We start from the raw sequence: 12,070 nt of genomic DNA, 5'->3' as shown, positions 1-12,070 counted from the left end.
GGGTGCCTAGGTCGTCAGGGCCGTTCCCCCACGAGCGGCAGCGGATCGGACGGCTCCAGCTCGGGGTCGTCCACCCGGAAGGTCCGCACCCGGCCGGGCTCCGATCCGGGCTGCTCGAACCGCACGGTCACCCGCCCGACGCCGCTGCCCTGCACCCATCCGGGCCCGTACACGGCATGCCGTACGTCACCCCCGGCCGTCCAGCGCCGTTCGGGGGCCGGCTCCGGCTCCCCGGGCGGCTCAGCGGCCCCCCGGGCCCCCTCGGCCGCCGTCTCGGTGGCACCGGCAGCCACCGCCTCCCCTGCGGCCCCGCCCGCCGTGTCCGCTCCGTCAGTCATGCCGGTCCCGTCAGTCCCGTCAGTCCCGTCAGCCCCGTCCGGCTCAGCGGCGAGTGACTGCGCGAACAGGTCCTCCTGCGTGTAGTCCGCCAGCCCGCTCACCCCCACGCCCAGCAGCCGCACCCCGCCCGTGGTGTCCACGCCCTCCAGCAGCCGCGCCGCCGCCTCCCGCACCACCGCCGGGTCGTCCGTGGGCCCCCGCAGGGTCTCGGACCGGGTCAGCGTGGAGAAGTCGTACCGCCTCACCTTGAGCACGATCGTGCGCCCCGAGTGCCCCGAGCCCCGCAGCCGCTGTACGCACCGGTCGGCGAGCCGCTGCACCTCGCCGCGGATCCGTACCCGGTCGTGCAGGTCCACGTCGAAGGTGTCCTCGACCGACACCGACTTCGCGTCCCGCTCCGCGACCACCGGCCGGTCGTCCAGCCCGAGCGCCATCCGGTACAGCCCTGCACCGGCGGAGCGGCCGACCATCCGGACCAGCTCGTCCTCCCCGGCCTCCGCCAGCTCCCCCACCGTGGTGATCCCGGCCCGGCGCAGGTGCTCGCCCGTGGCCGGACCCACCCCGGGCAGGGTCCGCACCGACATCGGCGCGAGCAGCTCGCGCTCCGTCCCCGGCTCGATCAGCAGCAGTCCGGCCGGCTTGGCCTCCTCGGACGCCACCTTGGCCAGCATCTTCGACCCGGCCAGCCCCACCGACCCGCTGAGCCCCGTGGCGGCCCGGATGTCGGCCCGCAGCCGCTCCCCCGTCTCCCGCGCGCTGCGCGAGTCGAAGGCCACCCCGCCCGCTTCCAGGTCCACGAAGGCCTCGTCCAGGCTCAGGGGCTCCACCAGGGGCGACAGTTCCCGCAGAATGGCCATCACCACGTCGCTGACCTGCCGGTAGAGGTTGAAGCGGGGGATCAGGTACGCGCCGTTCGGGCAGAGCCGCCGCGCCTGCCCCATCGGCATCGCGGAGTGCACCCCGAAGCGCCTGGCCTCGTACGAGGCCGTGGCGACGACCCCGCGCGGCCCGAGGCCGCCGACGATGACGGCCTTGCCGCGCAGGCTCGGCTTCGACGCCTGCTCCACGGAGGCGTAGAAGGCATCCATGTCCAGATGCAGGATGGTCGGCGCGGCTCTCACAGCCCGATGCTGCCCTACGCCACTGACAATGCCCGGGCTCGGGTCAGACGGCGCGGTTGCGGCGGGCGGCCAGCTCGTCCGTCGGGTTGTGCCGCACCAGGGTCTCGCCGGTGTCCACGCGCTCCCCGTGGAGCTGCGACAGCGCGCTCTCGACGTCGCGCCACACCACGCCCACCGCGATGCCGAAGACGCCCTGCCCGCCCTGGAGCAGGCTCACGACCTGGTCCGGCGAGGTGCACTCGTACACGGTGGCGCCGTCGCTCATCAGAGTCATCCGCTCGAGGTCCGAGAGCTCCCGGTCGTGCAGGTGCTGGACCGCCGTGCGGATGTTCTGCAGCGCCACCCCGGTGTCCAGGAAGCGCTTGACGATCTTGAGGACCACGACGTCGCGGAAGCTGTAGAGCCGCTGCGTCCCCGCCCCGTAGGCGGCCCGCACGCTGGGCTCCACCAGCCCGGTCCGGGACCAGTAGTCGAGCTGCCGGTAGGTGATGCCGGCCGCGGCGCAGGCCGTCGGCCCGCGGTATCCGATCTGCTCGGGCTGCGGGTCTGCGCCCACCGGTCCGACCGGCGTCGACTCCGGCTGGCGGCGCGCGGAACCGACCGCACCGCCGTGCAGCGGGTACGGCCCAGCCTCACTCCGTGCGGGGGTGCCCCCGGTCGTACCGTCGCCCGTGATCCTCACGCCGACCCTCCGTCCTTGACCTGCCCACCTCGAAGGTAGGCAGTCACCAGGGGTGCGTCAACGATCGCCACACTCGGCACGCCGAGTGATAATCACCCTGAGAGTGGTTTCCCGTATCCCTTTACGGGGAAAGGCTAATCGAATGGCCTGAGGATCCCCGAGGACGACGCGGCCGACACCTCACTGCGGGCCGGTGCCGAAGTCCTCCGGTGAGATCTGGTCGAGGAACTCGCGGAACTTCTCCACCTCGTCCTCCTGCTCGTCCGGAATGGCGATTCCGGCGTCGTCCAGCACGCCGTCACTGCCGTAGATCGGCGTCCCCGTCCGCAGGGCGAGGGCTATGGCGTCGGAAGGCCGCGCACTCACCTCTACCCCACTGGCGAAGACGAGCTCCGCGTAGAAGACGCCCTCCCGCAGATCCGTGATCCGGACCTCGGTGAGCTCCTCGCCGATCGCCTCCAGCACGTCCTTGAACAGGTCGTGCGTCAGCGGTCGGGCAGGGGCCATGCCCTGCTGCGCGAAGGCAATGGCGGTCGCCTCCCCTGGACCGATCCAGATGGGGAGGTACCGGTCGCCTCCCACTTCACGCAGGAGCACGATCGGTTGGTTGGAGGGCATTTCCACCCGGACACCCACAACGTCGAGCTCGTTCACACAGTAACCCTAGGACCTGCTCGACAGGTTTGGGTAGTCGGGCCCCCCACCTCAGGACAGTCGGACCCCGAGACCGGTCTGTACGAACGCCTCGTGGAGCCGTACGGAGAGCCCCGCGAGCTCCTTCAGGGTGGCTTCCGCATGAGCCCTCGTCTGCGGATTGCGGTGCCTTCGCAGCGGTGCCACCACCTGCTCCACCAGCCCGACCTCGCGGTCCGCGGCGGCCTTCATCGCGCGCAGGTGCCGCGGCTCCAGCCCGAAACGGCCCAGGTCGGCCACCAGGCGGGCCACCGTGACCGCCTCGGCGTCGAATCCGCCGTCCGCGCCCTCGGCCAGCAGCCCGTACGACTCCCACTCGACCAGCTGCGCCTCGTCCACCCCGGCGGCCGCGAGCAGCTCGGCCCGGCCCACCCGGGCCACGGTGGGCCGCTCCCGCCCCACTTCGCCGTAGACGGCCGCCGGTCCGGCAGGATCGGCGGAGTCCCCGTGCACGGTCGGCGCCGGGATGCGGATCTGCTCCCCGCGGGCGAGCGCGTCGAGCTGCTCGCGGATGACCTTCAGCGGCAGGTAGTGGTCGCGCTGCAGGCGCAGGATCCGGGCGAGCCGCTCCACGTCGTCGGTGCTGAACTTGCGGTATCCCGAAGGTGTGCGCCGGGGTTCGACGAGCCCCTCCGCCTCCAGGAAACGGATCTTCGAGATGGTGACGTCGGGGAACTCGTCACGCAGCGTGGTGAGCACCGTGCCGATGCTCACCAGCCGCCCGGCCGGGCCGGCGGTGCCGGCGGCGCCACTACTCGGGGCACCGCCGGTCGGGGTACGCAGCATGGAACCTTCCCTAAAAGGGTCAGATGCCCCGCAGGCTCGCGTAGAAGACCAGCCGGTACTTGCCGATCTGCACCTCGTCGCCGTTCTGCAGGGCGACGGAGTCGATCGGTTCACGGTTGACGTACGTGCCGTTGAGGCTGCCGACATCGGCGACGGTGAAGCCGCCCTCCTGGCTCCTGCGGAACTCGACATGGCGCCGGGAGACGGTGACGTCGTCCAGGAAGATGTCGCTCTGCGGGTGGCGGCCGGCCGTGGTCAGCTCACCGTCCAGCAGGAAACGGCTCCCGGAGTTGGGACCGCGCCGCACGATGAGCAGAGCGGAACCGGGGGGCAGTGCTTCCACCGCGGCCTGCGCCTCGGGGGACAGCGAGGAGGACGACACGTGCGGTTGTCCGGACACCTCGGCCTCGTAGGCCTCGAGGCCCGAGATCGAGATCGTGGACGTGGTCTCCGAGGCACGCTCCGGCGTCAGACCCGCCCGCAGCGGCGCACCGCAGTTCGAGCAGAACCGACTGGCCGCATCGCTGCGGTGTCCGCACCTGCTGCAAATCTGCTCGGCCGACATGGACGGCTCCTCGCGCCGCGGATGCCCCGCGGATGCATTGGTGGCATACGGGTCGGGGGCAAACCCTCCACCCGCACTTGAGGTTGATGGTTCACCGAAACCTATGCGCCCGGTACCAGCAGGGTCAACAGCCGACGCGCCGGGGGCACCCGAAACGTCCCCCGCGCCGGCGACCTCGTCACGGAAGAGCGGCCGGTCGCCCTGCCCTTCCGCCTCACCGTGACCGGCGCGGTGCCGTGCCGCGCCGTCTTCCTCACGGTTCTTCTTGCCGAACAACTTCTCAAACAACTTCACGGGCGATTCCCCTTGACTGAAACAGACCCGCCCGTGGGGCAGGACGAACTCCGAATGCAGACACCTGCCGACCCGGACATTCTGACAACGTCCGTAACCACCAGACAGTTTCCACCACGCACCGCGACTTCGGTGCGCCGACCCCCCGCAGGCATCCGCCCGCGTGGGCCGCTCGACCCTTCACTCCGATTCATCACGATGACGACCGAGCGTAGTCAGGCTGCTTCGCAGCCCGCAAGGCATCCACAACGATCTTCGCCGACCGTGTGACGGCGACGGTGGCCTGCTCCTTCTCCAGCGTCTGGACGACACCGCCGGGGATGTTCAACGCGGGCTCCAGATCCTGGGGCTTGCCGATCACCTTGAACTCATAGGGTTGTGTGATCTTCTTACCGTCGATGGCGACTCCGCCGTTCTCGTCCGAGAAGTACGAGCCCGCCACGATGCGCACCCCGTTGATCTGGATCGCCTCGGCCCCGGCCGCCCGCAGCTCCTGGAGCGTGTCCAGCAGCTGGTCCGACTGCACCTGACCCGTGGGATCCGTGATCTTCAGCGTGATGCCCGGCCCCTGGGCCGCCACCGTACCGGCCAGGATGCCGAGTTGGCGTTCCTTCTCAACCGTCTGCTTGCGGGCCTCCTCGGCCTGGTTGGAGCTGCTCTCCAGCTCCTTGCGCTGGTCCTCCAGCCGCTGCTTCTCGTCCTCTAGTCGCTTGGTCCGCCCGTCGAGCTCGTCGAGGATCCGCACGAGGTCCTCCTGGCGGGCCCCGCGCAGCGCGCTGGAGTCGCTGTTGGACCGGACCTGGATCGCCAGACCCAGTCCCAGGACGAACAGCAGCAGCGCGACGATCAGTTGGGCCCGGCTCACCCGCGGCGGCCACAGCCCGGCCGCGAGCCGCTGCCGTCCGGTCTCCTCGGGTTGCGCCGGTACTTCCTTGGACGACTCCGAAGGCTCCGGTGGTTCCGGTGACTGCGGGGGCGCCGGAGCCTTCGGGGGCTCCGGTGACTGCGGGGGCGCCGGCGCCTTCGGGGGCTCCGGTGACTGCGACGGCTCCGGGGGCTCCGAGGACTGCGGCGGCCGTACGGACTCCGGAGGCTTCGGGGGCTCCGGGGTCTCGGGCGCCTTCGGGGGCTCAGGCGGCCGGCCCGCGCCCCCCTGCTCCTCGGGGCTGTCGTTCGTACTCATCGGCCTCACGCCCGGAACACGTGCCGGCGGATGGCCGCGGCGTTGGAGAAGATGCGGATGCCGAGGACCACGACCACACCCGTGGACAGCTGCGAGCCGACCCCGAGCTTGTCGCCGAGGAAGACGATCAGCGCGGCCACGACCACGTTCGACAGGAACGACACCACGAAGACCTTGTCCACGAAGATGCCGTCCAGCATCGCGCGGAGGCCGCCGAACACCGCGTCCAGCGCCGCCACCACGGCGATCGGCAGATATGGCTCCACCACGGCCGGCACTTCGGGCCGGACCAGAAGTCCGGCCACCACTCCGGCCAAGAGGCCCAGTACCGCGATCACGATGCACCCTTCTGCTGCTCTGCCGGTGTAGCTGTACGTACGGTCAGGCTCGACGCGGCCGGCAGCCGCAGGTCGTCCGCCGGGGACAGGGAGTAACGGATCCCGTAGCTCTCCTGCAACACGTGCAGGTACTGTCCGTCCGCCGAGTCCTGGAAGGCCGTGCCGAGCCGTTTCTTGTCCCCCACCGCCAGCACTTCGTACGGCGGCACCAGCGGCCTGTTGTCGACCAGTATCGCGTCACCCGCGGCTCTGATCGCCGACAGTTCCGTCAGCCGCTGCCCGTTGATGGAGATGGCTTCCGCCCCGGACTGCCAGAGCCCGTTGACGATCTTCTGCATGTCACGGTCGCGGAGCCGGCCGGTGTCCGAGAAACCGGAGCTCTCGCGCGGCTTGCCACCGCCGCCCGACGAAGCGCCCTTCGCGTCGTCCACCACCAGCTTGATCCCCGGCCCGTGGACCTCCGTGGCACCCGCCAGCAGGGCCACGAGCTCGCCCTGGCCCCCGCCCGGCTGCTTCAGCGCCGCACGCTGGCGGCCCGCGACATCGGTCCTGAGGCGGTCGATGTCACGCTCCAGGCCGTGCGCGCGGTCGTCCGCCCGCTCCACCCGGTCGATCAGTTCCTGACGCTCCTTGGCCAGCACCGGCGCGGCTATCTGCGCCTCGGCCGCACCGAGCGTGACGACCATGGCGGTGACGACGAGCCCGGCGGCGAGCCCCAGTTTGGCCTTGAGGGTCCGTGGCAGGCCCGCCGTGCCCTCCGCCTCGCGCCGGGCCGCGGCCTCCGCGTAGCCCTCGTCGAGACTGTGGTCCATCACGTGCGTCAGCAGCGACATGGAAGCGTCCGGGCGCGCGGGCACAGGAGACGCCGGAGTCCGGTTGTGGGGCGGCTGCGACATGCCGCACATCGTCGCATGTCGGCAGCGCAGTCACCCAATGCGTCCATCCGGTGGGCCGGGCCGGCACTCACCGCACCCGGCCCACCCGACTTCCGCCCTACGTCATCGCACGCCGGGCGGTCACTGCCCGGCGCCCTCCACGACGCCCGCCCACTCGTCGAGCAGGGCTTGCGCGGTGCCGTCGTCGGGGCCCTCGGCCCACAGGTGGGTGACGGCTTCCGCCGGATCCGGCAGGACCAGCGCCCACCGTCCGTCGGCCTCGACCACCCGCACCCCGTCCGTGGTGTCCACCTGCCGGTCGCCGGCCGCCTCCACGACCCGCCGCATGACGAGCCCCTTCACCGCCCACGGCGTCGAAACGTCCCGCCTGAGCACATGGGCCCGCGGGATGCGGGCGTCGATCTGGCTCAGCGTGAGCTGCGTGCGCGCCACCAGCCCGAGCAGCTGCACGAAGGCGGCCGAACCGTCGAAGACGCTGCTGAACTCCGGAACGATGAAACCGCCCCGGCCGTCTCCGCCGAAGATGGTGTTCTCCGCCCGCCCCACCCGGGTCAGGTCGTCGGGCGAGGTCGTCGTCCACTCGACCTGCGTGCCGTGGTAGGCCGCCACCTGCTCGGCCACCCTGGTCGTGGTCACCGGCAGCGCGACCTTGCCGCTGCGCTTCTCCGCGGCCACCAGGTCGAGCATCACGAGCAGCGCCCGGTCGTCCTCGATGATCCGCCCGCGCTCGTCCACGAGGGAGATGCGCTCGCCCACCGGGTCGAACCGCACGCCGAAGGCCGCCCGCGCCGAGGCCACGATCTCCCCCAGCCGCACCAGACCGGCCCGCCGGGACTCCCTGGTCTCCGTCGGCCGGGACTCGTCGAGCCCTGGATTGATCGTCAGCGCGTCCACCCCGAGCCGACCCAGCAGGCTGGGCAGAACCAGCCCGGCGCTTCCGTTCGAGGCGTCCACGACCACCTTGAGCCCGGCGTCACCGATGCCGGTGGTGTCCACCCGCCGCAGCAGCGAGCCGGTGTAGGCGTCGAAGACGCTGCCCGGGAACTGCAGGTCTCCGATTTCCCCGGGGAACGCCCGCCGGTACTCCTGGCGCGCGTACACCCGGTCCAGCTTGCGCTGTCCCTGGAGCGAGAGGTCCGCTCCCCGCTCGTCCAGGAACATGATGTCCACGGAGTCCGGTACGCCCGGAGAGGTCCGCAGTACGATCCCGCCGGCGCTGCCGCGCGCGGTCTGCTGCCGTGCCACCGGCAGCGGTACGTTCTCCAGGTCCCGTACGTTGATGGCGCTGGCCTGGAGCGCGGAGATCACGGCGCGCTTGAGCGCCCTGGCGCCTCGCGAGTGGTCACGGGCCGTGGTGACGGTCGCCCCCTTCTTCAGGGTCGTGGCATACGCGCCGGCGAGCCGGACCACTACCTCAGGAGTGATCTCCACGTTCAGGATCCCGGAGACCCCGCGCGCGCCGAAGAGGTGCGCCTGGCCGCGGGACTCCCAGATCACCGACTCGTTGACGACGGCGCCGGCCTCGATGGTCTTGAAGGGGTAGATCCGTACGTTCCCCTGAACGATCGATTCCTCACCGATGAGGCACTCGTCGCCGATGACGGCCCCGTCCTCGATCCGCGCGGCCCGCATGATGTCGGTGTTCTTGCCGATGACGCAGCCGCGGAGATTGCTGTGGGGCCCGATGTACACGTTGTCGTGGACGACGGCCCGGTGCAGGAAGGCCCCGCCCTTGACGACGACGTTCGACCCGATGACCGTGTGCTCGCGGATCTCCGCACCGGCTTCGACCTTGGCGTAGTCCCCGATGTAGAGCGGCCCGCGGAGCACCGCGTCGGGGCTCACCTCGGCCCCTTCGGCGATCCACACCCCGGGGGAGATCTCGAAGCCGTCCATCTCGATCTGGACCTTGCCCTCGAGCACGTCGGCCTGGGCCTTGACGTAGCTCTCGTGCGTGCCGACGTCCTCCCAGTAGCCCTCGGCGACGTAGCCGTAGATGGGCCGGCCTTCCTTCATCAGCTGGGGGAAGACATCACCGGACCAGTCGACGGAGACATCGGGATCGACGTAGTTGAAGACCTCGGGTTCCATGACGTAGATGCCGGTGTTGACGGTGTCCGAGAACACCTGTCCCCAGGTCGGCTTCTCCAGGAACCGCTCGACCTTGCCCTCCTCGTCCACGATCGTGATGCCGAATTCGAGTGGGTTCGGCACCCGGGTCAGGCACACCGTGACGAGGGCGCCCTTCTCCTTGTGGAAGCGGATCAGATCGGTGAGGTCGAAGTCGGTGAGCGCATCGCCGGAAATGACGACGAAGGCATCGTCCTTCAGGGCCTCCTCGGCATTCTTGACGCTGCCGGCGGTCCCGAGTGGCTTCTCCTCATGGGCGTACGTGAGCTCCATTCCGAGCTCTTCGCCATCCCCGAAATAGTTCTTGACGAGTGACGCCAGGAACTGCACGGTGACCACGGTCTCGCTGAGCCCGTGCCGCTTGAGCAACCTGAGCACGTGCTCCATGATCGGCCGGTTGGCGACCGGCAGGAGCGGCTTGGGCATGCTCGACGTCATGGGGCGAAGACGCGTACCTTCGCCACCGGCCATCACGACGGCCTTCATGTCGGAAGAGTCCTCCTTGGGAGACGACGGTCGTGCCGACCCTCACCCGTCTCGGTCGGTGACTCCGCAACTCCTCCGCGGTCATCCGGCGCCGGGCGGGCTCAATCGGCCGTGGTGTCAGCCTTCACCAGACGGCGGACTTGAACCACGTAAAGGATTCCTGCCCACCAGTACAGGGTTGTACCCCATACAGCGAACGCCCATCCGAAAACTGACGCCAACCAGGCCAACCAGCCGCTTCCGTCACTGAGCAGCAGCAAGGGAAACGCGTACATCAGGTTGAAGGTGGCGGCCTTGCCGAGGAAGTTGACCTGCGGCGGCGGATATCCGTGACGGCGCAGGATCCACACCATGACCAGCAACATCAGCTCTCGCGCGAGCAACGCTCCGGTGAGCCACAGCGGAAGAAGCCCGCGATAAGTCAGACCGAAGAGCGTCGACAGGATGTAGAGCCGGTCTGCGGCAGGATCGAGCAGCCGGCCGAGCTTGCTGATCTGATTCCAGCGCCGCGCGAGCTTCCCGTCGAGGTAGTCGCTGATCCCGCTGAGCATGAGGACGGCCAGGGCCCACCCGTCGTACTCTGCGAGGATCAGCCACAAGAACAGGGGCACGCCGGCCAGGCGAGCCATGCTCAGGATGTTCGGAATGGTGAAAATTCGGTCAGTCTGAACCCGAGTCTCCTGGACCTCCACCCGGGGGCCTCCACTGTGACTGTAGAAATGTGGTCGTTCGATGCCTCCTGACCCTACAGGAGACCGCACACTTGTCCTGAACGCAGGAAAGCCCCGCACCGAACCCGTAAGGGTTGGTGCGGGGCTTTCCCACAATGATTGTTCGGCGGCGTCCTACTCTCCCACAGGGTCCCCCCTGCAGTACCATCGGCGCTGAAAGGCTTAGCTTCCGGGTTCGGAATGTAACCGGGCGTTTCCCTAACGCTATGACCACCGAAACACTATGAAATTTGAACGCTGGTGTTGACACAGCTGTTCGTTATTTCAGAACTAACACAGTGGACGCGAGCAACTGAGGACAAGCCCTCGGCCTATTAGTACCAGTCAGCTTCACCCGTTACCGGGCTTCCACATCTGGCCTATCAACCCAGTCGTCTACTGGGAGCCTTACCCTCTCAAGGAGGTGGGAATACTCATCTTGAAGCAGGCTTCCCGCTTAGATGCTTTCAGCGGTTATCCCTCCCGAACGTAGCCAACCAGCCATGCCCTTGGCAGGACAACTGGCACACCAGAGGTTCGTCCGTCCCGGTCCTCTCGTACTAGGGACAGCCCTTCTCAATATTCCTACGCGCACAGCGGATAGGGACCGAACTGTCTCACGACGTTCTAAACCCAGCTCGCGTACCGCTTTAATGGGCGAACAGCCCAACCCTTGGGACCGACTCCAGCCCCAGGATGCGACGAGCCGACATCGAGGTGCCAAACCATCCCGTCGATATGGACTCTTGGGGAAGATCAGCCTGTTATCCCCGGGGTACCTTTTATCCGTTGAGCGACGGCGCTTCCACAAGCCACCGCCGGATCACTAGTCCCGACTTTCGTCCCTGCTCGACCCGTCGGTCTCACAGTCAAGCTCCCTTGTGCACTTACACTCAACACCTGATTGCCAACCAGGCTGAGGGAACCTTTGGGCGCCTCCGTTACCCTTTGGGAGGCAACCGCCCCAGTTAAACTACCCATCAGACACTGTCCCTGATCCGGATCACGGACCGAGGTTAGACATCCAGCACGACCAGAGTGGTATTTCAACGGCGACTCCACAACCACTGGCGTGGCTGCTTCAAAGTCTCCCACCTATCCTACACAAGCCGAACCGAACACCAATATCAAACTGTAGTAAAGGTCCCGGGGTCTTTCCGTCCTGCTGCGCGAAACGAGCATCTTTACTCGTAGTGCAATTTCACCGGGCCTATGGTTGAGACAGTCGAGAAGTCGTTACGCCATTCGTGCAGGTCGGAACTTACCCGACAAGGAATTTCGCTACCTTAGGATGGTTATAGTTACCACCGCCGTTTACTGGCGCTTAAGTTCTCAGCTTCGCAACCCCGAAAGGTCACTAACCGGTCCCCTTAACGTTCCAGCACCGGGCAGGCGTCAGTCCGTATACATCGCCTTACGGCTTCGCACGGACCTGTGTTTTTAGTAAACAGTCGCTTCTCGCTGGTCTCTGCGGCCACCCCCAGCTCACCGAGTAAATCGGATCACCAGTGATGGCCCCCCTTCTCCCGAAGTTACGGGGGCATTTTGCCGAGTTCCTTAACCATAGTTCACCCGAACGCCTCGGTATTCTCTACCTGACCACCTGAGTCGGTTTAGGGTACGGGCCGCCATGAAACTCGCTAGAGGCTTTTCTCGACAGCATAGGATCATCCACTTCACCACAATCGGCTCGGCATCAGGTCTCAGCCTTAATGAGGGACGGATTTGCCTACCCCTCGGCCTACACCCTTACCCCGGGACTACCACCGCCCGGGCTGGACTACCTTCCTGCGTCACCCCATCGCTTACCTACTACAAGTCTGGTTCGTCGGCTCCACCACTTTCCT

The 12,070-nt window shown here is 67.8% G+C and carries 10 protein-coding genes and 2 rRNA genes (1 of these 12 only partly in view); all 12 read right to left on the bottom strand.

Annotated elements, in window-relative coordinates:
* Positions 1 to 14: 14 nt before the first annotated feature.
* Positions 15 to 1,460: a DNA polymerase IV gene (locus tag OG386_RS34830; RefSeq protein ID WP_328791340.1), complete on the bottom strand. Its 1,446-nt coding sequence runs from the start codon at positions 1,458 to 1,460 to the stop codon at positions 15 to 17.
* 43 nt (positions 1,461 to 1,503) lie between these two features.
* Positions 1,504 to 2,142, bottom strand: a complete 639-nt coding sequence (locus tag OG386_RS34825) for a MerR family transcriptional regulator (protein ID WP_328791339.1) — start codon at positions 2,140 to 2,142, stop codon at positions 1,504 to 1,506.
* Between the two features lie 180 nt (positions 2,143 to 2,322).
* Positions 2,323 to 2,796: a bifunctional nuclease family protein gene (locus tag OG386_RS34820; protein ID WP_030009777.1), complete on the bottom strand. Its 474-nt coding sequence runs from the start codon at positions 2,794 to 2,796 to the stop codon at positions 2,323 to 2,325.
* Positions 2,797 to 2,847: 51 nt separating this feature from the next.
* Complete coding sequence (gene ftsR, locus OG386_RS34815; RefSeq protein WP_328791338.1) at positions 2,848 to 3,621, bottom strand: transcriptional regulator FtsR; 774 nt, start codon at positions 3,619 to 3,621, stop codon at positions 2,848 to 2,850.
* 19 nt (positions 3,622 to 3,640) lie between these two features.
* Positions 3,641 to 4,588: an FHA domain-containing protein gene (locus tag OG386_RS34810; RefSeq protein WP_328793475.1), complete on the bottom strand. Its 948-nt coding sequence runs from the start codon at positions 4,586 to 4,588 to the stop codon at positions 3,641 to 3,643.
* Positions 4,589 to 4,673: 85 nt separating this feature from the next.
* On the bottom strand, positions 4,674 to 5,663 hold the full coding sequence (locus tag OG386_RS34805; protein WP_328791337.1) for a DUF881 domain-containing protein: 990 nt from the start codon (positions 5,661 to 5,663) through the stop codon (positions 4,674 to 4,676).
* 5 nt (positions 5,664 to 5,668) lie between these two features.
* The gene (locus OG386_RS34800) at positions 5,669 to 6,001 is read right to left on the bottom strand and encodes a small basic family protein (RefSeq protein ID WP_030010496.1); all 333 of its coding nucleotides are present in this window, start codon (positions 5,999 to 6,001) and stop codon (positions 5,669 to 5,671) included.
* Positions 5,998 to 6,906, bottom strand: a complete 909-nt coding sequence (locus tag OG386_RS34795) for a DUF881 domain-containing protein (RefSeq protein WP_266598912.1) — start codon at positions 6,904 to 6,906, stop codon at positions 5,998 to 6,000. The genes OG386_RS34800 and OG386_RS34795 overlap by 4 nt, the downstream gene beginning before the upstream one ends.
* Positions 6,907 to 7,017: 111 nt before the next feature.
* Complete coding sequence (locus tag OG386_RS34790; RefSeq protein ID WP_328791336.1) at positions 7,018 to 9,513, bottom strand: mannose-1-phosphate guanyltransferase; 2,496 nt, start codon at positions 9,511 to 9,513, stop codon at positions 7,018 to 7,020.
* A 101-nt stretch (positions 9,514 to 9,614) separates the two neighbouring features.
* Complete coding sequence (locus OG386_RS34785) at positions 9,615 to 10,205, bottom strand: CDP-alcohol phosphatidyltransferase family protein (RefSeq protein ID WP_328791335.1); 591 nt, start codon at positions 10,203 to 10,205, stop codon at positions 9,615 to 9,617.
* 140 nt (positions 10,206 to 10,345) lie between these two features.
* Positions 10,346 to 10,462 (bottom strand): 5S ribosomal RNA (gene rrf / locus OG386_RS34780).
* 76 nt (positions 10,463 to 10,538) lie between these two features.
* Positions 10,539 to 12,070, bottom strand: a 23S ribosomal RNA gene (locus OG386_RS34775); it runs 1,591 nt beyond the window's last position.

It is taken from the genome of Streptomyces sp. NBC_00273 (genome assembly GCF_036178145.1).
GTDB lineage: Bacteria > Actinomycetota > Actinomycetes > Streptomycetales > Streptomycetaceae > Streptomyces.
This window is presented reverse-complemented; position numbering and strand designations above follow the sequence as displayed.